The 20,948-nt window shown below is 60.9% G+C and carries 24 protein-coding genes; 7 read left to right on the top strand and 17 right to left on the bottom strand.

Annotation, left to right across the window (positions count from 1 at the left end):
- Nucleotides 1-3: 3 nt before the first annotated feature.
- The 11 genes from ACTJK7_RS20425 to ACTJK7_RS20375 all read right to left on the bottom strand — a co-directional run bounded on the left by ACTJK7_RS20425 (nt 4) and on the right by ACTJK7_RS20375 (nt 9,675).
- Nucleotides 4-495 (bottom strand): DUF2878 domain-containing protein, encoded by a 492-nt coding sequence (locus tag ACTJK7_RS20425; protein WP_108563236.1) that lies wholly within the window; start codon nt 493-495, stop codon nt 4-6.
- On the bottom strand, nt 488-1,759 hold the full coding sequence (locus ACTJK7_RS20420) for an SAM-dependent methyltransferase (protein ID WP_108563235.1): 1,272 nt from the start codon (nt 1,757-1,759) through the stop codon (nt 488-490). The genes ACTJK7_RS20425 and ACTJK7_RS20420 overlap by 8 nt, the downstream gene beginning before the upstream one ends.
- Complete coding sequence (locus tag ACTJK7_RS20415; RefSeq protein ID WP_440780753.1) at nt 1,746-2,561, bottom strand: DUF1365 domain-containing protein; 816 nt, start codon at nt 2,559-2,561, stop codon at nt 1,746-1,748. The genes ACTJK7_RS20420 and ACTJK7_RS20415 overlap by 14 nt, the downstream gene beginning before the upstream one ends.
- Entirely contained in the window at nt 2,558-3,805 is a 1,248-nt protein-coding gene (locus ACTJK7_RS20410; protein ID WP_064384002.1) for an NAD(P)/FAD-dependent oxidoreductase, read from the bottom strand. Before ACTJK7_RS20410 ends, ACTJK7_RS20415 begins: the two co-directional genes overlap by 4 nt.
- The gene (locus ACTJK7_RS20405; RefSeq protein WP_064384001.1) at nt 3,802-4,584 is read right to left on the bottom strand and encodes an SDR family NAD(P)-dependent oxidoreductase; all 783 of its coding nucleotides are present in this window, start codon (nt 4,582-4,584) and stop codon (nt 3,802-3,804) included. The genes ACTJK7_RS20410 and ACTJK7_RS20405 overlap by 4 nt, the downstream gene beginning before the upstream one ends.
- Nucleotides 4,581-5,003 carry a nuclear transport factor 2 family protein gene (locus ACTJK7_RS20400; protein ID WP_108563234.1) on the bottom strand — a complete coding sequence of 141 codons (423 nt, stop codon included), beginning with the start codon at nt 5,001-5,003 and terminating at the stop codon, nt 4,581-4,583. The genes ACTJK7_RS20405 and ACTJK7_RS20400 overlap by 4 nt, the downstream gene beginning before the upstream one ends.
- A complete protein-coding gene (gene phrB / locus ACTJK7_RS20395) occupies nt 4,996-6,441 on the bottom strand; it encodes a deoxyribodipyrimidine photo-lyase (RefSeq protein ID WP_108563713.1) in 1,446 nt (481 codons plus the stop codon). Before phrB ends, ACTJK7_RS20400 begins: the two co-directional genes overlap by 8 nt.
- A 20-nt stretch (nt 6,442-6,461) precedes the next feature.
- Nucleotides 6,462-7,403 (bottom strand): MerR family transcriptional regulator, encoded by a 942-nt coding sequence (locus tag ACTJK7_RS20390; protein WP_108563233.1) that lies wholly within the window; start codon nt 7,401-7,403, stop codon nt 6,462-6,464.
- Nucleotides 7,403-8,365 (bottom strand): YbgA family protein, encoded by a 963-nt coding sequence (locus ACTJK7_RS20385; RefSeq protein WP_440780754.1) that lies wholly within the window; start codon nt 8,363-8,365, stop codon nt 7,403-7,405. The genes ACTJK7_RS20390 and ACTJK7_RS20385 overlap by 1 nt, the downstream gene beginning before the upstream one ends.
- Before the next feature lie 111 nt (nt 8,366-8,476).
- Entirely contained in the window at nt 8,477-8,692 is a 216-nt protein-coding gene (locus ACTJK7_RS20380; RefSeq protein WP_064383996.1) for a TIGR02450 family Trp-rich protein, read from the bottom strand.
- A complete protein-coding gene (locus ACTJK7_RS20375) occupies nt 8,689-9,675 on the bottom strand; it encodes an NAD(P)/FAD-dependent oxidoreductase (protein ID WP_064383995.1) in 987 nt (328 codons plus the stop codon). Before ACTJK7_RS20375 ends, ACTJK7_RS20380 begins: the two co-directional genes overlap by 4 nt.
- Before the next feature lie 197 nt (nt 9,676-9,872).
- On the opposite strand from ACTJK7_RS20375, the gene ACTJK7_RS20370 reads away from it, so the two are divergent.
- Both ACTJK7_RS20370 and hemH read left to right on the top strand, forming a co-directional pair.
- Nucleotides 9,873-10,775, top strand: coding sequence for a TIGR01777 family oxidoreductase (locus tag ACTJK7_RS20370; protein ID WP_064383994.1), 903 nt, complete (start codon nt 9,873-9,875; stop codon nt 10,773-10,775).
- A gap of 13 nt (nt 10,776-10,788) precedes the next feature.
- The gene (hemH, locus tag ACTJK7_RS20365) at nt 10,789-11,814 is read left to right on the top strand and encodes a ferrochelatase (RefSeq protein WP_440780755.1); all 1,026 of its coding nucleotides are present in this window, start codon (nt 10,789-10,791) and stop codon (nt 11,812-11,814) included.
- A 159-nt stretch (nt 11,815-11,973) separates the two neighbouring features.
- Here the strand turns inward: hemH and ACTJK7_RS20360 are convergent, their stop codons facing one another.
- Entirely contained in the window at nt 11,974-13,248 is a 1,275-nt protein-coding gene (locus ACTJK7_RS20360) for a uracil-xanthine permease family protein (RefSeq protein ID WP_064383992.1), read from the bottom strand.
- 2 nt (nt 13,249-13,250) lie between these two features.
- Complete coding sequence (upp, locus tag ACTJK7_RS20355) at nt 13,251-13,889, bottom strand: uracil phosphoribosyltransferase (protein WP_007951682.1); 639 nt, start codon at nt 13,887-13,889, stop codon at nt 13,251-13,253.
- 164 nt (nt 13,890-14,053) lie between these two features.
- On the opposite strand from upp, the gene ACTJK7_RS20350 reads away from it, so the two are divergent.
- The 3 genes from ACTJK7_RS20350 (at nt 14,054) to ACTJK7_RS20340 (ending at nt 15,624) form a co-directional block, all read left to right on the top strand.
- Nucleotides 14,054-14,611 carry a hypoxanthine-guanine phosphoribosyltransferase gene (locus tag ACTJK7_RS20350; RefSeq protein WP_007951681.1) on the top strand — a complete coding sequence of 186 codons (558 nt, stop codon included), beginning with the start codon at nt 14,054-14,056 and terminating at the stop codon, nt 14,609-14,611.
- A gap of 182 nt (nt 14,612-14,793) precedes the next feature.
- Nucleotides 14,794-15,273 (top strand): hypothetical protein, encoded by a 480-nt coding sequence (locus tag ACTJK7_RS20345; protein WP_064383990.1) that lies wholly within the window; start codon nt 14,794-14,796, stop codon nt 15,271-15,273.
- 63 nt (nt 15,274-15,336) lie between these two features.
- Nucleotides 15,337-15,624 carry a PA4642 family protein gene (locus ACTJK7_RS20340; RefSeq protein WP_064383989.1) on the top strand — a complete coding sequence of 96 codons (288 nt, stop codon included), beginning with the start codon at nt 15,337-15,339 and terminating at the stop codon, nt 15,622-15,624.
- 75 nt (nt 15,625-15,699) lie between these two features.
- Here the strand turns inward: ACTJK7_RS20340 and mqo are convergent, their stop codons facing one another.
- Together mqo and ACTJK7_RS20330 are read right to left on the bottom strand one after the other, a co-directional pair.
- The gene (mqo, locus tag ACTJK7_RS20335; protein ID WP_221615246.1) at nt 15,700-17,208 is read right to left on the bottom strand and encodes a malate dehydrogenase (quinone); all 1,509 of its coding nucleotides are present in this window, start codon (nt 17,206-17,208) and stop codon (nt 15,700-15,702) included.
- Nucleotides 17,209-17,908: 700 nt separating this feature from the next.
- Nucleotides 17,909-18,142: a hypothetical protein gene (locus ACTJK7_RS20330; protein ID WP_039766297.1), complete on the bottom strand. Its 234-nt coding sequence runs from the start codon at nt 18,140-18,142 to the stop codon at nt 17,909-17,911.
- Between the two features lie 190 nt (nt 18,143-18,332).
- Here ACTJK7_RS20330 and ACTJK7_RS20325 point away from each other — a divergent pair, with 190 nt between their 5' ends.
- Entirely contained in the window at nt 18,333-18,917 is a 585-nt protein-coding gene (locus ACTJK7_RS20325) for a YajG family lipoprotein (RefSeq protein ID WP_007951676.1), read from the top strand.
- A 55-nt stretch (nt 18,918-18,972) separates the two neighbouring features.
- On the opposite strand, the gene ACTJK7_RS20320 is transcribed toward ACTJK7_RS20325, so the two are convergent.
- Complete coding sequence (locus tag ACTJK7_RS20320; RefSeq protein WP_039766399.1) at nt 18,973-19,179, bottom strand: hypothetical protein; 207 nt, start codon at nt 19,177-19,179, stop codon at nt 18,973-18,975.
- A 193-nt stretch (nt 19,180-19,372) separates the two neighbouring features.
- On the opposite strand from ACTJK7_RS20320, the gene ACTJK7_RS20315 reads away from it, so the two are divergent.
- On the top strand, nt 19,373-19,651 hold the full coding sequence (locus ACTJK7_RS20315) for a hypothetical protein (protein ID WP_108563228.1): 279 nt from the start codon (nt 19,373-19,375) through the stop codon (nt 19,649-19,651).
- Nucleotides 19,652-19,700: 49 nt separating this feature from the next.
- Here ACTJK7_RS20315 and ACTJK7_RS20310 read toward each other — a convergent pair whose 3' ends face one another.
- Nucleotides 19,701-20,864 (bottom strand): 1-acyl-sn-glycerol-3-phosphate acyltransferase, encoded by a 1,164-nt coding sequence (locus tag ACTJK7_RS20310; RefSeq protein ID WP_170928982.1) that lies wholly within the window; start codon nt 20,862-20,864, stop codon nt 19,701-19,703.
- Nucleotides 20,865-20,948 lie beyond the last annotated feature (84 nt).

The raw sequence follows: 20,948 nt of genomic DNA, 5'->3' as shown, positions 1-20,948 counted from the left end.
CGTTTAGCGCGGCAGCCGTCGGGACAATTGATGCAGCAACGGAAACAGCATCGCCCACAGCAGCGCCACGCCGATCAGGGTCGCAAGCTCACCGTGAGGAAACTGCACGCCGGCCAGTCGTCCGCCGGCACCGTAGGACAGGGCGCCCCCGACTGCGCCAAGCAGGCTGGCGAGCCACCACGGCCTGGCGCTCCATTGCAGGCAATGGCGCAACGTCGTGGCAAACAACGCCCAGAGCAACATCAGCCACAGCGGGATCAGCGGCGACAGATCCTTGAACTCGAAGACCCCGAGACCGCGCAGCGTACTGTCCACTGCCGTGCCGATAATCACTACGCAGAGCAACAGGCGACCTTCCCGCGCCCAGCTGCTGATCCAGCGCAGATGAATCACCAGCACCGCCAGCGCCAGTAGCAGCCAAAGGCTGTCGCCACCGAGCACGCAGGCCAGCCAGCCGATCTGGAACAGCACTGCGTTGGCCAACCGCTCAAGCATCGAACCGGCCCAGCAAAGGCGCGGTCATCGCCGCCGGTTTGGCCAGCACCAGCTGTGCAGTGCCGATGGTGCGCTCGAGGAATCCGCCCTCGCAGTAACACAGGTAGAACTCCCACAACCTGAGGAAGTAATCGTCATAGCCCAGTTCGGTCAAACGGCCGTGAGCATGGCGGAAGTTCTCGTGCCACAGGCGCAGGGTGCGGGCGTAATGCAGGCCGAAATCTTCCATGTGCAACAGGTTCATATCGGTGTCGCGGCCGACGATTTCGAGCATTTTCTGTACGCAGGGCAGGGCACCGCCGGGGAAAATGTAGCGCTGGATGAAGTCCACGCCACGGCGCGCCTGTTCGTAGCGCTGTTCGCGGATGGTGATTGCTTGCAGCAGCATCAGGCCGTTGCTCTTGAGCAGTTGCGCGCATTGCTTGAAGTAGGTCGGCAGAAAGCGGTGGCCGACCGCCTCGATCATTTCGATCGACACCAGTTTGTCGTACTGGCCGGTGAGGTCGCGGTAGTCCTTGAGTAGCAGCGTCACCTGATCCTGCAAACCGAGGCGTTCGATGCGGGCCGCGGTGAAGGCGAACTGCTCTTTTGACAGCGTGGTGGTGGTGACTCGGCAGCCATAATGCTGCGCCGCGTAGAGCGCCATGCTGCCCCAACCGGTGCCGATTTCCAGCAGATGGTCGCCGGGCTTGAGCGCGAGTTTCTGGCAGATCCGCTCCAGCTTGTTCAGTTGCGCCTGCTCCAGGCTGTCGTCAGGGCTGAGGAACTGCGCGGCCGAATACATCATGGTCGGGTCAAGAAACTGCTCGAACAGGTCATTGCCCAGATCGTAATGAGCGGCGATGTTTTTCTGCGAGCCCTTGCGCGTATTGCGGTTGAGCCAGTGCAGCCCGCGCACCAGCGGGCGACCGAGCCGGGCCAGGCCACCTTCCATTGCGTCGAGCACTTCAAGGTTGCTGACGAAGACCCGCACCACGGCCGTCAGGTCCGGCGAGCGCCAGTAGCCATGGATGAAGGCTTCGCCCGCACCGATCGAACCATTGCCGGCGACCAGGCCCCAGACGGCCGGATCCAGAACTTGAATCTCGCCCACCAGGGCGCTGCCCGGCGTGCCGAAGACGTGGCGCTCGCCGTCCTCGATGACGATCAGTTGACCCTGCTTGAGCTGCTCCAGCTGGCGCAGTACTCCCCGGCGCAGCAGCGAACCGCTCAGGCCGTGAGGGCTGAACAGGCTGGCTTTGGCCGAGACGCTAGTGGATTTCATGGTGGCGTTCCTCGGTCGGTACAGTGGCGGTTCGAAAACGGTCGTCGGCGCGTTGGTGGTCATACACCGGGGTGCGCTTGAGCAACAGGCGCAGCGCCTGCCAATAGATCGCCAGCGCGGTCTTGGCAGTCATCCAGGGAAAGCGCCACAGGTGTCGGTGCAAGTGGCCTCGATCAAGGGGTTCGCGTTGCAGGTCGAGGGTGGCGTCGAACAGTTTTTGCTCACCCTGCCAGTCGGCCATGTGTACGCCCAAAGTCTGCGCGGCCGGGCTGAAGCTCATGCGGTATTCCAGGTCCGGCGGCAGGAACGGCGACACGTGAAAGGCCTTGGTCACGGCAAAGTGCTGATGAAAGTCCTGCAGATGAGTCGGCGCTCGAGCCGGCAGCACGTAGTGATAACGCTCGCGCCACGGCGTGTTGCGGACTTCGCAGAGAATCGCCGCCAGTTGGCCGTCGGCCTCGTGGCAGTAGAAAAAGCTCACCGGGTTGAACGACAGGCCCCAGCTGCGCGGTTGGGTCAGCAGGCAGATCGAACCTTGCGGCGCATGGCCCAGGGCTTCGCCGACCAACTGGCGCACCGCATCGCTCAGGCGCACGCCCCGGTCGGTGAAGGTTTTCAGGTAATCGGTTTCGCGAAATGAAAACGGCGCAAAGCGGCTCGAACCCGCCAGTCGGGACAGGCCCAGCACCGCTTCCTGTTCAGCCAGATCCAGATACAGCATGCCGATCCGGTAACGGAATTGATGACGGCGCGGTGCGAATCGCCGATGGGCAATCCAGCCACTGTAGAGCGCGCTGTTCACAGACTTTCTCCGAAGGCTGCGGCCACGCGCAGGGCGCTGACCACGCCGTCCTCATGAAAACCGTTGGCCCAATAGGCGCCGCAATAATGCGTGTGTTGCGCGCCGTCGATTTCAGCCCAGCGCTGCTGTGCCGCCACGGCCGCGAGGCTGAATTGCGGGTGGGCATAGGTGAAGCGCGCCAGCACTTTGGACGGCGTGATGCCAGCGCTCTGGTTGAGGCTGACGCAGAACGTGGTGTCGCTCTGGATGCCTTGCAGAATGTTCATGTCGTAGGTCACGGCCGCCCGGGTATGACCGGCTCCGCCGAGGCGATAGTTCCAGCTGGCCCAGGCCCGCTTGCGCGTGGGCAGCAGACGGGTGTCGGTGTGCAGCAGCACTTCGTTGTCGGCGTAGGGCAGGGCGCCGAGGATTTCCCTTTCTTTATCGTCAGGACTTCCCAGCAGTCGCAGGGCCTGGTCGCTGTGGCAGGCCAGCACCACTTTGTCGAAACGTTCGATGCCGGCCGGGCTGTGGATAACCACGCCGTGCGCATCACGATCGATCCGGCCCACCGGGCAATTCAGGCGGATACGCTCCTTGAACGATGCGGTCAACGGCGCAATGTAAGCGCTGGAACCCCCCTCGATGACCTGCCATTGCGGACGGTTGCTGACCGACAGCAACCCGTGGTTCTCAAAAAAACGCACGAAGAACTGCAACGGAAAATTGAGCATTTCGGCCATCGGCATCGACCAGATCGCCGCGCCCATCGGCACGATGTAATGCAGGATGAAGCGCTCGCCGTAAGCGCCGGCCTTGAGGTAATCGTCGAGTGTGGTGTCCGCGGTGATCCGCTGTTCGGCAAGGTCGCGCCGGGCTTCTTTATTGAATCGCAGGATGTCGCGCAACATGCCCCAGAATCCGGGCGACAGCAGATTGCTGCGCTGGGCAAACAGGCTGTTCAGGTTGTTGCCGTTGTATTCCAGACCGGTGTCCGGATCGTTGACCGAAAAGCTCATCTCGGTGGGTTTGAACGTCACACCCAGTTGGCCAAGCAAACGGATGAAGTTGGGATACGTCCAGTCGTTGAACACGATGAAGCCGGTGTCCACCGCATACTCGCGCCCGTCCACGGTCACAGGCACAGTGTGCGTGTGGCCGCCGATTCGGGCGTCGGCTTCGAACACCGTAATGTCATGCCGACGAGCGAGCAGATAGGCACAGGTCAAACCGGCGATGCCGCTGCCGACAATGGCGATCTTCATGTTGCGTCCTTGAGCGGAGGGTTGCTGCGCACCATGCGTTTGCCAATTGCCAGTTGTACCCGCGCAGGCATTTTCGACAGTGGCCACAGAACCGCCATGAACAGTGCCGGAAAGGCGATTTCCAGCGGTCGATCTTTCAGCTTGGCGAAGATGTGCCGTGCGGCTTTATCCACAGGCCAACTGAGAGGCATCGGGAAATCATTTTTGGCGGTCAGCGGCGTCTCTACAAAACCGGGGCTGATCACGGTCACTTCAATGCCTTCGTCCGCCAGATCGATACGCAGGGACTCGAACAGATAGCGCAGCCCGGCCTTCGATGCGCCATAGGCTTCGGCGCGGGGCAGCGGCACATAGGTCACCGAGCTGGCCATGCCCACCAGATGCGGTGCCGTCCCTTTGCGCAGCAAGGGCAGCGCGGCTTCGATGCAATAGCTGCTGGCGAGCAGGTTGGTGCGCACCACGTGCTCGATGATCGAGGCGTCGAACTGCCGGGCATCGACGTACTCACAGGTGCCGGCGTTGAGGATCACTGTGTCCAGCGCGCCCCAGTCCATGGCGATTTTCTCGCCGATTTCCCGGACAGTCTGGCTGTTGGTCAGGTCTCCCGGCACTACCAGCACCTGGCCCGGATAGCGCTGTGCCAACACTTTGAGCGGCGCGACCTGTCGGGAACTGACCGCCAGATGTGCGCCGCTCTTCAGAATTTCTTCCGCAAGTGCCGCGCCGATGCCACTGCTGGCACCGGTCAGCCAATAACGCCGTGGAGCTGTACGACTCATCCCAATCTCCTTTTCAGCCAAGCGATCACCCGACCCAATATGGGTAAATGTTCATAAAGCAGTGCTCCGGCATCGAAGTAATCCCGATGACGGTAAACCTTGTCGCGCCAGAGCAGGTGCGAGCAGCCGGAAACTCGAATCAGTTGCCCGCTGGCCAGGCGCGGGTGGCGGTAGCTCATGACCCAGCGCAAATAACCTTCGCCGTCGCCGATCTGGTCGAAACCGTGGAAATCAAAGCGCAGTTCGTTGACGTTGGCGTACAACTCGCTGAAGTAGCTGCGCAGTTGCGCCAGTCCCTGCACTTCGTGCAGCGGATCGGTGAAATGAATGTCCTCGCTGTACAGTTCGTCCAGTTTGCGCAAGTTGTCTTTATTCAACTGTGCGAACCGCCGGGCAAAACCGCGCAGAAATTCACTCATCGCTCTCTCCTTGAGACGACCGCGACGGCAGGTTCTTGAAGGCTGCCAGCGCCCGCTCCCGCGATGTGCTCAGATTGACGATCGGCGGCGGATAGTCCGCGACGCCGAACAGCCCGCCGGCACTGGCCGGGTTGTGTACGTCTTTTTTGTTCAGTCCGGCCAGCTCCGGCAGCCAGTGCTTGATGAACAAGCCTTCGCTGTCGAATTTTTCCGACTGGCTGACCGGGTTGAAGATGCGAAAGTACGGCGCCGAGTCGGTGCCGGTCGAGGCGCTCCACTGCCAGCCGCCGTTGTTCGCGGCCAGGTCGCCGTCGATCAGGTGGCGCATGAAGAAACGCTCGCCTTCGCGCCAGTCGATCAACAGGTTCTTGGTCAGAAACATCGCCACCACCATTCGCAGCCGGTTGTGCATCCAGCCGGTTTCCAGCAGTTGGCGCATGGCTGCATCAATGATCGGCAGGCCGGTGCGAGCCTCTTGCCAGGCCGCAAGATCCTGCGGTGCGTTGCGCCAGGCCAGGGCTTCGGTTTCCGGACGGAATGCGCGATGCCGTGACACCCGCGGATAGCCGACGAGGATGTGTTTGTAAAACTCACGCCACAGCAGTTCGTTGATCCAGGTGATGGCCCCGACCTTGCCGCTTTCGAATTCGCCCTGATTGCTTTGCAGGGCAGCGTGCAGGCACTGGCGCGGCGAGATCACACCAGCGGCCAGATAGGCCGAGAGCTGGCTGGTGCCGGGTTTGGCCGGGAAGTCACGTTCGCTCTTGTAATAGTCGATCTGTGCATCGGCGAACGTGTCGAGGCGTCGCCGGGCCTCGGTTTCACCGGCGGGCCACAGGGCGCGCAGGGATGCGCCGGGAGTCGGGAATCCTTCGATGGCTTCTGGAACGGGGTCGCTGGCGATGTTCAGCGCTGACTGTTTGCCCGGCGCCTGTTTCAGCGAAGGCATCGAACGGTGCAGGTGCTCGTAGCAGACTTTGCGGAACTGACTGAACACCTGAAAGTAAGTGCCGGTGCGGGTCAGCACGCTGCCGGGCTTGAACAGCAATTGGTCGAGGTAGCTATGGAACGTTATGCCTTCGGCTTGCAGCGCCTTGGCAACGGCTGCGTCGCGACGGCTTTCGTTGATGCCGTATTCCTCGTTGACGTGCACTGCCTCGATCTTCAGTTGCCGACACAGCTCGAGCAGCACCGCCGGTGCCTGATCCCAGTGAGACGCGGTGCGGATCAGGAGCGGGATGTTCAGGTCGCCGAGGCTTTTGCTCAGCTCGTGCAGATTGCGCAGCCAGAAATCGATCTTGCACGGCGCGTCGTCATGTTCCTGCCACTGCTGCGGGCTCAACAGGTACACGGCCACGGTCGGGCCACGCTCGGCGGCGGCTGCGAGGGCAGTGTTGTCATGTTGGCGCAAGTCGCTGCGCAGCCAGATCAACTGCATGTCGGTTTCTGTCTGAATCATTAAATCAACCCACGCTGAACGAGTGCCCGATGCGCCGAAAGAGGATCTTCGGCCAGCAGCAGATCTGCGATTTCGGAAGTTCTGGCGGACAACTCGGCGTGGTGAATGCACACCGTTGGTCCGGCAATCAGTTTCGGGCAACTGATGCCATTCAACAGTTTCGGCAGTTGGGCAAGGTTCAGGGCTTTGCTGGAATACAGCAGTACGCCACGGGCTTGCAGGGTATCGGTTGCCAATGCCAGTTCGCCGGCCGGCAGCGGCCAGTCGAGTACTTGTACCGGGCAATCGGCGCTGCTGATGAGCCAGGCGCAGAGCCACAGATGCGGCTCCAGCGCCAGGTCCGATTGATTGACCAGCAGCAGCGGCGCAGTGCGCAACTGACGGTTGTTATGGTAGATGCGTGCGCCGAATTTGCTGCGCAACCAGGCATAAAAGAACACGCGCTCCATCTGCGCGCCGAACTGGCCCTGCCAACGTTGTTCGAGATCGCTCAGCAGCGGCAGCAACAATTGCTCACACAGGGTGCGCGGCGGATACAGCGCCATCGCCTGGTTGACGCTGTCGTCAAGGCTGCGCTCGTTCAGTTGAGTGACCGCCAACAGGGCGGCCTGACGCAGGGGATGCCATTCGTCTTCCACCGGTTCGTTCAAGGCCTGAGCCGTGTCGAGCAGCGGTTTGACCTGGCTGACCGCTACGCCACGGTTGAGCCAGGTGAGAATATTCTGGATACGCAGCACATGATCGGCGTTGTACAGGCGATGGCCCTTGGGCGTGCGTTGCGGCACGATCAGCCCGTAGCGCCGTTCCCAGGCGCGCAGGGTGACGGCATTGACGCCGGTCTGACGCGCGACTTCGCGGATCGGCAGCCAGCCTTCGTCGAGGGCTTTCTTGAAGTCGGCGCCGAGGTCTTCACGGGCGCTGGTGTCGAGTGAGTCGTTCATCAAATGGCGTTTCGCAGGCTGAGGTTTTCCGGATGCGGCTGCAGGTACACCTGCTGCGCAATATAGGGATCCGGGTGGAGGCGAAAGTGATGTTTGAGCAGCGTCAGCGGTACTACCAGCGGCACGATGCCGTGTCGGTATTGGCCGATGATGTGCTGCACTTCCTGTTTGTCTTCTGGGCTGATGGCCTGCTTCAGGTAGCCACTGATGTGCTGCAGGACATTGCTGTGGGTGCGGCGGGTGGCGCATTTCTTGAGTGCCGCCATCAGTTCACTGAAATAGCGTGGGCCCAGTTCGATCGGGTCGGTCCGGCCCATGTTGCCGAGCAGATTGCCCAGCGCCTTGTATTGCACCGGGTTGTGAGCCATCAGCAGGTATTTGTAGCGCGAATGGAAGTCGGTGAGCGCGCGGCGGCTCAAGCCTTGCTGGAGCACTTGCTGCCATTCGCGGTAGGCGAGTACGCGGGTGATGAAATTTTCCCGCAGCACCGGATCGTTAAGACGCCCGGCTTCTTCCACCGGCAGGTCCGGATGCCGTGCACAGAACGCGTCGGCGTAAATGCCGCGCCCGCCACCATTCACCGGTGCGCCGTTGGCGTGGTAGACCTTGACCCGCTCCAGTCCGCAGGACGGCGATTGCTGCATGAAGATGTATCCGCAGATGTCACTGAGTTCCCCGGCCATTTTCTCGCCGTAAGCGGCCAGTGGCTGGGTAACATTGATCGATGGATTGACGGTGCCGACCGCATCAGGCTTTTGCGGGTCGCCCACCAGACGAATCGGCTCGCGGGGTATCCCGAGACCAATCGCTACCTCAGGACAGACGGGAACGAACTCAAAATGCTCGGCCAGGGTGCGGCTGCACAAACGCGATTCCTTGTGGCCGCCGTTGTAGCGAACTTCGGCCCCCATCAGGCAGGCGCTGATGGCGATTTTTGGCAGGGGCGTCGATGAGTCGGACATGCAACAACCTCGAATTTGATCCTGTACAGACGAATAGATCTGTACAACATTCTCTGAGCATAGATTCATGGGTGTACAAGTCAAACTTTTTGTATAAGTTTTTTGAGGTTTTTAGCGCCAGCCCATTTTCCAGTGTGAGTCATCCTGCAAAGCGCGCCAGTCGCATTGCTCGGTACGCCGGGTGAGCACAGCCTGCAATTCGATTTCCAGCACCGTACCGTCCTCGTCACGGAACAGTTCGGTCACCAGAAAATGCTTTTCACGGTTTTGCGGGTGGGCTGCTGTCCATTTCGACAGCAGCAATTTGCGCGGATTGATACGGTTCACTGCAAGTGTTCGTGCAAGCGTCTTGCCGCCTCCTGACCACTGAGCCATGCCCCTTCGACCCGACCCGACAGGCACCAGTCGCCACAGGCGTACAGACCCAGGTCGGCGTCGGCCAGAGTGCCCCATTCATGACTGCTGGCAGGCCGGGCATAGAGCCAGCGGTGGGCGAGGCTGAAGGTCGGGGCCGGCATGGCGCTGTGCAGCAACTCGGCGAAGGCGCCGTGCAATTGTTCGATCACCGCTTCCTTGGGCAGGTCGATGTGCTGCCTGCTCCAGGCGCTGGTAGCGTGCAGGACCCAAGTGTCGCATGTGGTGTCGCGCCCCGGTTTGCTGCGGTTGCGGGCCAGCCAGTCGAGGGCGCTGTCCTGGACGAAGCAGCCTTCGATCGGCGTATCCAGCGGCGTGTCGAAGGCGAGGGCGACGGCCCAGGTCGGGTCCATTTTCACCCCGGCGGCGGCACCGGCGAGTTTCGGCGCAGCGGCCAGCAGTGCAGTGGCCTGGGGCGCCGGCGTGGCGATCACGACGTGGCTGAACGGCCCGTGGGTGAAGCCTTCGGCGTCCTGCAGGTGCCAGTGTTGTTCACCGCGATAGACCTCGGTGATGCGACAGGCGAAATGCACTTCCAGGCCATCGAGCAGGCCCCGGGTGATGGCACTCATGCGCGGCGTGCCGACCCAGCGGGTCTGCTCGTCCGGCGACAGGTTCAGCTGCCCGCCATGAAAGGTGTAGAGCTGTGGCGCCCATTCGGTAACCCAGCCTTTGCTTTGCCAGCGCTGGACTTCGGTCACGAAGCGTCGGTCACGGGCTGTGAAATACTGCGCGCCCATGTCCAGCGAGCCGGCGTCACTGCGTTTGCTCGACATGCGCCCGCCGCTGCCGCGGCTTTTATCGAACAACTGGACGGTATGCCCGGCATCCGTAAGGGCCTGGGCGGCGGAGAGTCCGGCGATGCCGGTGCCAATGATTGCGATAGGTACAGTCATAGGGGCCTCGTTTACCTTTCTGTACAGACTACGCCGTGGATGAAACCTGTACAATTCTGTTTTTTGGTATAACTTCCAGCGTTCTGGTTCTGACAGCTTGGCCTATGGTTAAACAATAGAGCCTGCCCGATAGAAAAGATCCCTGTTTATAAAAATAGACTAGTGATCGGGGTAAAACGCCACGCGAGGAAGAAGTCATGCACATATTGCTGACCGGCGGTACTGGATTGATCGGACGCCAGCTTTGCCGGCACTGGTCCGGGCAGGGGCATCGCCTGACGGTCTGGAGTCGTCGTCCGGAAAAAGTCGCGAACATCTGTGGCGCCCAGGTGCGTGGCATTGCGCGTCTGGAGGACCTTGGCGACGAGCCGGTCGACGTGATCGTCAACCTCGCCGGCGCGCCAATTGCCGACCGGCCGTGGACCCATCGACGCAAGGCGCTGTTGTGGAGCAGCCGGATCTCGCTGACCGAATCGTTGCTGGCGTGGCTGGAAAAGCGCGGGCAAAAACCGTCGCTGCTGATCTCGGGTTCGGCCGTGGGTTGGTACGGTGACGGCGGCGAGCGCGAGTTGACCGAGGACTCGCCGCCGGTGATCGACGATTTCGCCAGCCAGTTGTGCATCGCCTGGGAGGAAACCGCGCAACGTGCCGAGGCGATGGATATTCGCGTGGTGCTGGTGCGCACCGGGCTGGTGCTGTCGGCCGAGGGCGGCTTTTTGTCGCGCCTGCTGCTGCCGTTCAAGCTCGGGCTGGGCGGGCCTTTGGGCAACGGTCGGCAGTGGATGCCGTGGATTCATATCGACGATCAAATCGCCCTGATTGATTTTCTTCTGCACTGCAATCAGGCGAGCGGTCCTTATAATGCGTGCGCGCCGAAACCGGTGCGCAATCGCGAATTCGCCAAGACGCTGGGCAGTGTGCTGCACCGCCCGGCGTTCATGCCGATGCCGGCCCTCGCCTTGAAGGTCGGGCTCGGCGAGATGTCATTGCTGTTGCTGGGTGGCCAACGGGCCATGCCCAAGCGCTTGCTGGAAGCGGGATTCACTTTCCGGTTCACGGATTTACGCGCGGCCCTGGACGATCTTTCCAGCCGCCTCTGAAATAGGACGTTGCATGACCGATCACGCCTTGCTTCTGGTCAACCTGGGTTCGCCGGCCTCCACTTCGGTGGCCGACGTGCGCCGCTATCTCAATCAATTCCTGATGGATCCTTACGTGATCGACCTGCCGTGGCCGGTGCGGCGTCTGCTGGTGTCGCTGATCCTGATCAAGCGCCCCGAGCAGTCGGCCCACGCCTACGCCTCGATCTGGTGGGATGAAGGGTCGCCGCTGGTGGTCCTCAGTCGTCGCCTGCAGCAGCAGATGAAGGCTCAGTGGACTCACGGCCCGGTGGAACTGGCCATGCGTTACGGCGAGCCGTCGATTGAGACAAGTCTGATGAAGTTGGTAGCGGCGGGGCATAAACGCATCACCCTCGCACCGCTTTATCCACAGTTCGCCGACAGCACCACCACCACCGTGATTGAAGAAGCCAAGCGTGTGGTGCGCGAGAAAAAACTCGATGTGCAACTGTCGGTGTTGCAGCCGTTCTACGATCAACCGGAATACCTCGATGCCTTGATGGCCAGCGCCAGACCGCACTTGCAGCAGGATTACGATCACCTGTTGCTGAGCTTCCATGGTTTGCCGGAGCGGCACCTGACCAAGCTTGACCCGACCGGCAACCATTGCTTCAAGAATGAAAATTGCTGCAAGAATGCTTCGGCTGCCGTATTGGCCACCTGTTATCGCGCCCAATGCCTGCGCACAGCGGCGTTGTTCGCTGAGCGCATGGGCCTGCCGGACGGCAAATGGTCGGTGTCGTTTCAGTCGCGGCTGGGCCGGGCGAAATGGATCGAACCCTACACCGAAGCGCGGCTGGATGAGCTGGCCAAAAGTGGCGTGAAGAAGATTCTGGTGATGTGCCCGGCGTTTGTCGCCGATTGCATCGAGACCCTGGAAGAGATCGGCGATCGCGGCAAGGAGCAGTTCCGCGAGGCGGGGGGCGAGGAGTTGGTGCTGGTGCCGTGTCTGAATGACGACCCGCAATGGGCGAAGGCGTTGGCAACGTTGTGTGAACGGGCGCCATTGGCCCTTTGATGATCGTCGATGATTGATCGTTCCCACGCTCCGCGTGGGAATGCAGCCCGTGACGCTCCGCGTCACTGGACGCGGAGCGTCCCCAGAGGCATTCCCACGCAGAGCGTGGGAACGATCAGTGTGGGGTGATCCGCGTGGGAACGATCTTGAAGCCAAGGCTTAGATCAGCGGCTCATCCGCCTTCTTCTGTTTCCAGCTGTCGTTGCCCGGCAGCAGCAGGTTCAGCGCAATCGCCACCACCGCGCACAGCGCGATGCCTTTGAGCCCGAAATCATCCGGACCGGTGCCGGTGCCGACCAGCACACCACCGATACCGAACACCAGGGTCACCGAAACGATCACCAGATTGCGCGCCTCGCCCAGGTCGATCTTGTGACGGATCAGAGTGTTCATCCCCACCGCCGCGATCGAACCGAACAGCAGGCACAGAATCCCGCCCATCACCGGCACCGGAATGCTTTGCAGCAGGGCGCCGAACTTGCCGATGAACGCCAGGCTGATGGCGAAGATCGCCGCCCAGGTCATGATTTTCGGGTTGTAGTTCTTGGTCAGCATCACCGCGCCAGTCACTTCCGCGTAGGTCGTGTTGGGCGGACCACCGAACAGGCCGGCAGCCGTGGTGGCGATACCGTCACCGAGCAGGGTGCGATGCAGGCCCGGCTTCTTCAGGTAGTCGCGACCGGTCACGCTGCCGACCGCAATCACGCCGCCGATGTGTTCGATGGCCGGGGCCAGCGCCACCGGGACGATGAACAGGATCGCCTGCCAGTTGAACTCCGGAGCGGTAAAGGCTGGCAGGGCGAACCATGGTGCTGCGGCAATCTTCGCGGTGTCGACCACGCCGAAGTAGAAGGACAGGGCAAAGCCCACCAGCACCCCGGAAATAATCGGCACCAGACGGAAAATGCCTTTGCCGAACACCGCCACGATCAACGTGGTCAGCAGCGCCGGCATCGAGATCATCATCGCGGTCTGGTAGTGGATCAGCTCGGAACCGTCACCGGCCTTGCCCATCGCCATGTTCGCGGCAATCGGCGCCATGGCCAGGCCAATGGAGATGATCACCGGGCCAATTACGACTGGCGGCAGCAGACGGTCAATGAACCCGGTGCCTTTGATCTTCACGGCCAGGCCGAGGAAGGTGTAAACGAAACCGGCCGCCATCACGCCGCCCATGGTCGCGGCGAGGCCGAACTGACCCTTGGCGAGAATGATCGGGGTGATGAAGGCGAAGCTCGACGCCAGGAACACCGGCACCTGACGCCCGGTGACGATCTGGAACAGAATCGTGCCTAAACCTGCGGTAAACAGTGCCACGTTCGGGTCCAGGCCCGTGATCAGTGGCATCAGCACCAGGGCGCCGAAAGCCACGAACAGCATCTGTGCGCCGGACAGCACCGTACGCCAGAGCGGATCGTTGAACTCTTGCTGCATGCTTACGCGTCCTTCTGCTTGGTGCCGAAGATCTTGTCACCGGCGTCGCCAAGCCCAGGAATGATGTAACCGTGCTCGTTGAGTTTCTGGTCGATGGACGCGGTGTAGATGATCACGTCCGGATGAGCTTTCTCGACAGCGGCAATACCTTCCGGCGCGGCAACCAGCACCATTGCGCGGATGTCCTTGCAACCGGCTTTCTTCAGCAGGTCGATGGTCGCGACCATGGAGCTGCCGGTGGCGAGCATCGGGTCGATGATCATCGCCAGGCGTTCGTCGATTTCCGGAACCAGTTTTTCCAGATAGGTGTGGGCCTGCAGGGTTTCTTCGTTACGGGCAACGCCGACGGCGCTGACTTTGGCGCCCGGGATCAGGCTCAGCACGCCTTCGAGCATGCCGATGCCAGCACGCAGGATCGGCACGACGGTAATCTTCTTGCCGGCGATTTTCTCGACCGACACGGTGCCGCACCAACCTTCGATATCGTAGGTTTCAAGCGGCAGGTCTTTGGTCGCTTCATAGGTCAACAGGGCACCGACTTCCTGAGCGAGCTCGCGGAAATTCTTGGTGCTGATGTCTGCACGGCGCATAAGGCCAAGTTTGTGACGGATCAGCGGATGGCGGATCTCTTGGATGGACATGGGGAAAGGCTCCGGCGGCGGGCAAAAAAACCGGCCTAGATTAATCTATCCGAGGGTGATGTCCTATAGGACATACAGTACGTTAGTCCACAAATGCTTGATTCGGCCCCGGTTGATGCGTACCTTTGCCCGCTTTTCCGAAATCCGTCCCCCTGGAGAGCGCCATGTCCGCTGATCTCGAGCATATCCGTCAAATCATGCGAGAGGCTGACTGCCTGTACACCGAAGCTGAAGTCGAGGCTGCCATTGCCCGCGTCGGTGCACAAATCAACGAACAACTGGCCGACAGCAACCCGGTGGTGTTCTGCGTGATGAACGGCGGCCTGATCTTCTCCGGCAAACTGCTGACGCATCTGCAGTTCCCGCTGGAAGCGTCCTACCTGCACGCCACCCGTTACCGCAACGAAACCAGCGGCGGCGACCTGTTCTGGAAAGCCAAGCCGGAAGTCTCGTTCATCGACCGTGACGTGCTGATCATCGACGACATCCTCGACGAAGGTCACACCCTGGGCGCGATCATCGACTTCTGCCGTCACGCCGGCGCGCGCAAAGTGCACACTGCCGTGCTGATCGACAAGGATCACGACCGCAAGGCCCGTCCTGACCTGAAAGCCGATTTCGTCGGTCTGCCGTGCATCGACCGTTACATCTTCGGTTATGGCATGGACTACAAAGGCTACTGGCGCAACGCCAACGGAATTTTCGCCGTCAAAGGCATGTAATTCCGGGTAACCCCGATCCCTGTGGGAGCGGGCTTGCCCGCGATGGCGGACTGTCTGACACATTGATGTCGGATATGCCGACGCTATCGCGGGCAAGCCACGCTCCCACAGTTGTTTTGTGTGTGCTGATCCATCCGCGATACCCATGCTAGAGTGCTCGGCCCCGCCTCCCGGAGTCTGTCATGAGCCTCTTGATCCGCAGCTGCGCCGCCCTGTTGCTGACCCTCAGCCTGCCCCTGGCCGCCGCCCCGCTGCACAGCCAATTCCTGCCGCCCGACGACCTGACTCTGCGTGATGCCGAGCCCGAGCAGCAGCAATTGTTGCAGGTCACCGACTATTCTGTGGTGGTGGGGGCCCAGCGCCAGTCCAATCAGCAGCCGATTCCGGTCACCTCGTCCTTGATGATCCGCCTCAAAGGCAAATCCCTGAACAAGGGAGCGACGATCAATCAGGTGCTGGTCAACTTCGATGGCGAAAGCAAAAGCCTGAAAAAGCCGGCGTATGACGCCAAGAGCAAGACTCTGACGCTCTACTACCCGCTGGCCCAGTACCGGGTGGTGATTGATCTGTTGCGCAACGACACCGTGTATTGCCAGTTCCTGACCTACGCCAACGGTCACATCTGGGCCGATTTGCACACCGGCAGCACGCGCTCGCGTTGAGCCTTGTGCCTGCGCAGGGGTAAACTGCCCGCCCCGTGAAATGTCTGCGAGCTGGAGTCGGCAATGCGTAAAGATAAGAAGCAAGTGATTGGTGACGAGATCGGCGATGAGCAGATCAAGCTGTTCCTCGATTTTGAGCCGGTCGACGCCACCTCGCCGTCGCTGCACAAACTGGTCAAGGCTTACCGTGGCCTGCGTATCGACGATTTCGAGCGTTTCCTGACGTTCTTCGTTGCCGCCGGTTATGACCTGGACGGAAAGGACGAGCACGGCCAGACCTTCGTCGACCAGATCCGCGATCAACGCAATGCGGCGGAATACATCGAGCTGATCGAAAAAGCCCGCGGCTGATCGCCCGAAGTTTTCCACAGGCATAAAAAAACGCCCCGCACTCACCGAGTGCGGGGCGTTTTTCATGGAGCCGAATCAGGCGTAGCTTTCGGTCTCGTTGCTGGCTTCAACCAGTTCCAGCGCGACGTTGTTCTGCGTGTTGATCTTGCGATAGAGCGCAGCGTCGGTTTCCAGGACCTTTTCGCGGGCCGGGAAGATTTCCGCCAGTTTGGCAGCCCACTCACCCTTGGCCTTGGCCGGGAAGCATTTCTCGATCAGTTCCAGCATGATCGAAACGGTCACCGAAGCGCCTGGCGAAGCACCGAGCAGGGCGGCGAGGGAGCCGTCCTTCGCAGCAACCAGTTCGGTACCGAACTGCAGGATGCCGCCTTTTTTCGGGTCTTTCTTGATGATCTGCACCCGTTGGCCGGCCACTTCCAGGCGCCAGTCTTCGGCTTTCGCCTCGGGGTAGAAACGACGCAGGGATTCCAGGCGCTGTTCCATCGACTGCATCACTTCGCTGACCAGGTACTTGGTCAGGTCCATGTTGTTTTTCGCCACGGCCAGCATCGGCCCGATGTTGCCGGCGCGAACCGACAGCGGCAGGTCCATGAAGGAGCCGTGCTTGAGGAACTTGGTGGTGAAGCCGGCGTATGGCCCGAACAGCAGGGATTTCTTGCCATCGACCACGCGGGTGTCCAGGTGCGGCACGGACATCGGTGGCGAACCCACGGCAGCCTGGCTGTAAACCTTGGCCTGGTGATGCTTGACCACTTCCGGGTTGTCGCAACGCAGCCACTGGCCGCTGATCGGGAAGCCGCCGAAGCCTTTGCTCTCTTCGATGCCCGAGGCTTGCAGCAGCGGCAGGGCCGCGCCACCGGCGCCGAGGAATACGAACTTGGCGTCGACTTCACGGCTGCTGCCGCTGTTGACGTCCTTGATGCTGACGGTCCAGCCGTTGGCGTTACGCTTGAGGCCGGTCACGCGCTTGCAGTACTTGACCTGGGCATCGGGTGCGCTGGTCAGGTGCTTGAGCAGCTGATTGGTCAGGGCGCCGAAGTTGACGTCGGTGCCGTTGATCACGCGGGTGGCGGCGAGCACCTGGTCTTTCGGACGACCCGGCATCATCAGCGGCATCCACTCGGTCATCTTCGCCTTGTCTTCGGTGTATTCCATGTCGGCGAAGGCGTGGTGCTTGCGCAGCGTATTGAAACGTTCCTTGAGGAACGACACGCCTTTCTCGCCCTCGACGTAACTCAGGTGCGGCACCGGGCTGATAAAGGATTTGCACGAGCCGAACGTGCCTTTCTTGGTCAGGTACGACCAGAACTGCTTCGACACCTCGAACTGGGTGTTGATGTGCACGGCCTTCTTGATGTCGACGGTGCCGTCGGCAGCCTGTGGCGTGTAGTTCAGCTCGCACAGGCCGGCGTGGCCGGTACCGGCATTGTTCCATGGGTTGGAACTCTCTGCGGCACCGGAATCCATCAGCTCGACGACTTCCAGCTTGATCGCCGGGTCGAGTTCCTTGAGCAGTACTGCGAGGGTGGCACTCATGATGCCGGCCCCAACCAGAACTACGTCGACTGCTTCGTTATGCGCCATTTAACGCGTCTCCAAAATCTGCAGCACCAAATTGTCGGCATGGCTGCCAGGTGTCCAGGGCAGGTCAGTTGAGCCCCGGGTATCCTTGGTCAGGTGTGCCATGTCCGAATCTTCGCAATTTTTCGCAACTTCGACGGATGCGTGCGGCCTGGCTTAAAGAGTCCCATGAACTCATTTCGGCACGGGGCTGGCAATTCGACTTATGGTCGAGACATCCGTTTGTGCAACCAAATCCGTAGCGGACAGGCTTCAGGCTCCGGTAGTCGAGGCGTTCCCGTTCCTGTGTCGTTGGGCTGTTTCAGACGCTAATGGTGCATGTTCAGACGCAAAACTATTCATTTGCTCGCCACACTCTTGTGAAGTTGTGAAAACCCGTTTTTTTCACGCTCTTTTGAAGACGTGAACCTCAAAAAGGGCTGTCCGGGGCTGGCACCGTGCCCGGAGGGGCAAACAACTCAGTGGCCGAGCGTCATGACAGCTCTGCAGATTCGCGAAAAGCGGGATTTGCCAGGGAAACAGCAAGCACGCCAGCTTCACTCGATCTGTGTGGGCGGCTCTCTGTGGGCGATTTGGATGCCAATGCAAGCGCATTGACGCTGTTGCGGGGCCCGATCAGGAGACGTCCTTATAATCGGGGGGAGATTGTATCGAAGAAATGCGCGGAGTTGGTCGAGTTTAATGACTTTTATTAGGCATCCGGTCAGATGCTCAACATCGCTTGAGCCCGTGCGCGTGGGCGCTGCTGTTCGACCCGGGCGCTGGCGGGCAGTGGCTGGTGCAGCCAGTTGAGACGGATTTCCTCGATTTCCACCCAGCCATCACCCATCGGTTGCAGGCTGCATTGCTTGAAAGCCTGGCAATGGCCGTTGCGGTCGAGCAGGGCAAAGCTGCGGTGCAGCGGGCGTGGGGCGAACAACGAGATCAGATAGCGCATGGCAGTGTTCCTTTTGGGGATCTGTGAGGAAGATTGGCAAAGGGCCGTGACGCGCACGTGTATGGGGGGTGAAGAATCTGTGACAGGAACCGCTGGCAGCGGGTTTTGTCTGAGATTTCAGTGCTGGTGACCCACAGTGGCCCACCGCTATACTGCCGGCCTGTCTGTGCCTGATTCTGGAGAGAAGAGCATGTTGCAACGCCTGTTGTTCGGTTTGATCACTGTGACCAGTTTGACCCTGGTTGGCTGCGCCCACAGCCCGCAACAACTGAGCCCGGAACCGAAGCTGACCACTCAGCTGGCACCGGTCGGCCACGGCCAGCCTGTCGTGGTCCGTGTGGTCGACGGTCGTCCGTCGCCAACCCTCGGCACCCGTGGCGGCCTGTACCCGGAAACCAGCGCCATCACTGTTCAGCGCGAGCAGATCCTGCCGAAGTTGCAGGCCCAGGCTGAAGCCGCCGTGCGTCTGCTCGGGTTCACCCCGACCAACAACGCGCCCAATGCACCGCAACTGACCGTGACCTTGGCGGAACTGAAATACCAGTCGCCGAAAGAAGGCATGTACGTGACCGAGGCCACCATCGGCGCGACCTTCCGCTCCGACGTGCAGAACGCCAACCGTCGCTACAGCGGCCGTTACGGTGCCTCGCTGGACCAGCGTTTCGGCATGGCGCCGAACCAGGAAACCAACACCAAACTGGTCAGCGACGTGCTGAGCGATGCGCTGACCCGTCTGTTCAAGGACCCGACCGTGGGTCAGGTCCTCGCCGAGTAAGTGTTCGGTTGATGTGAAAAAGCCCGGGGCCAGTGATGGCTCCGGGCTTTTTCGTTCAGGCGGCTTGTGAATAGAAGTCGAGAACGCTGACGCCGGTCAGCAGGTCGGTCTCGGGCAAGTCCGCATGCTGGTGCCCGCCGAGGGCGCAATACACCAGCCAGTGGCGATCCTGGACATTGAAGGCCAGGCTGCCGACGAGGGTTTGCTGCTCGTCGGACGGGGAGATGAGGTACAGGCGATCCTGGTTTTCAGCGTGAAGCATGTCGCGTTCCGTGTCGGTTTCGAGGCGCGCAGGGTGACTGAAACAAATGACGATGCCGTGACACAGGACAGCCATCGGTCGATTGGCGGGTTATTTGTCGTAAAGGGTAGGGCAGTCGGGGAGGGTTTCGGTAGAATCCGCGCCGCGGTCGTCGGTCTGGCGCTCGCCATACCGGTCTAGATTGAGGTCTGTGATGTCGCTGCACTTGATGACGCTGTTTACCGCCCATCCCGCCAAGCTGATCAACCTGTTGGCCCTGCTGCTGGCCTTTCCCGGCAGTTGGCTGCTGCACGCGACCCGCCGCCGTGAACAACGGGCCATGGCCAGTATCGCGGCCCAGCGTCATAGTCAGCCGGATCAGGAACCGGTGCTCGATTGGGCGACCCTGCGCATGAACCGCTTCTTCTATCGCTTCGGTTTTGCCTGCCTGGGCCTGGCATTGCTGGTGTCCTGGATCAGTACCCGCTTCTGAACGAAAAACGGCGCCCGAAGGCGCCGTTCTTGTATCCAGCCGACACCGCTTACAGCGGCAGGCCAGCCTTGACCCGGTACTGATTGCGCACCGGCGTCGCATATTGCAGCACCAGATACGGACGATGCTCTTGCGGGCAAGCGTCCAGACGGCTTTGCCATTCTTCCTGGGCCTTGGCCAGTTCCTCGGCGCCAAACACTTCGGCAGCCTTCGGCACGTTCAGTTGCGGATCGGCATCAGCCCACTGCGCGTATGCCAGGTAATGCACCGGGAACAACCGGTAGCCGCCGAGAATCTGCTTGTCCATTTCGACCGCCAATTGCTTGGTGTCCTCGAACAGCTCGGTGATCGGCGCGGCGAAGTTCACGTGCACCCGGCCCTTGTAGCCGGTGATGCCCTTGGCAATGCTCACGTCATCCTCGCCCGGCGCCTTGCTGTAGGTGCCGGTGGTGGCGCGGATGTACAGCTCGCGGGCCTTGGCCTGGTCGCACGGGTCGTATTCGTAGCTGATCGACACCGGGGTCAGGTTCAGCGACTGAATGACTTCGCCGAACGGCTCGTCCTTGCGGCTCATGTGGAACATCTTGAGGATCGCCGATTCGGTACGGTCGTCGCCGTCCTTCGCGCGGCCTTCGGCCTGGGCGATCCAGATCGAGGCGCAGTCGTTGCGAATCGAGTGGTTGATGTACGCCGACAGCAGTTGATACGCCGCCATTTTCTCGCGGCGCCCGGTGATCGAACGGTGCACGATGAAGCTCTTGTTCAAACGCATCAGATCGCTGACGAACGGCTTTTGCAGCAGGTTGTCGCCAATCGCGATGCGTGGGGTCGGCAGGCCGGCGTGGTACACGGCGTAGTTGACGAAGGCCGGGTCCATGACGATGTCGCGGTGGTTGGCGATGAACAGATAAGCGCTGCCGGACTTGAATTGCTCGACACCGGTGTAGGTCACGCCATCGGTGGCGCGCTCGATGGTGTGGTCGACGTAGAACTCGACCTTGTCCTGCAAAGTGGCCACGGAGGTCACGTCGGCGAACTCACGACGCAGCCGATGGGCTATAAGTGGTTTGAGCATCCAGCCGAAGGCACCGGCAAAACGCGGGAAGCGGAAGTGGGTGAGGATATCTAGAAACGCCTTGTCGCCGAGCAGTCGCGCCAGTACCGCAGGTACTTCGCTGTCGTCGTAAGGTCGGATGGCATCGAATTCGCCCATCATGCTCTCTTGTTGGAAACGGCTAGGGTAAGTAAAGGTTTTGATCGAAAACCAACGGGGCACGGTCTGAAAAAGTAGCCAGAC

Origin of the sequence: Pseudomonas sp. 22085, from assembly GCF_052045815.1 — a bacterium.
GTDB lineage: Bacteria > Pseudomonadota > Gammaproteobacteria > Pseudomonadales > Pseudomonadaceae > Aquipseudomonas > Aquipseudomonas glycinae.
This window is presented reverse-complemented; position numbering and strand designations above follow the sequence as displayed.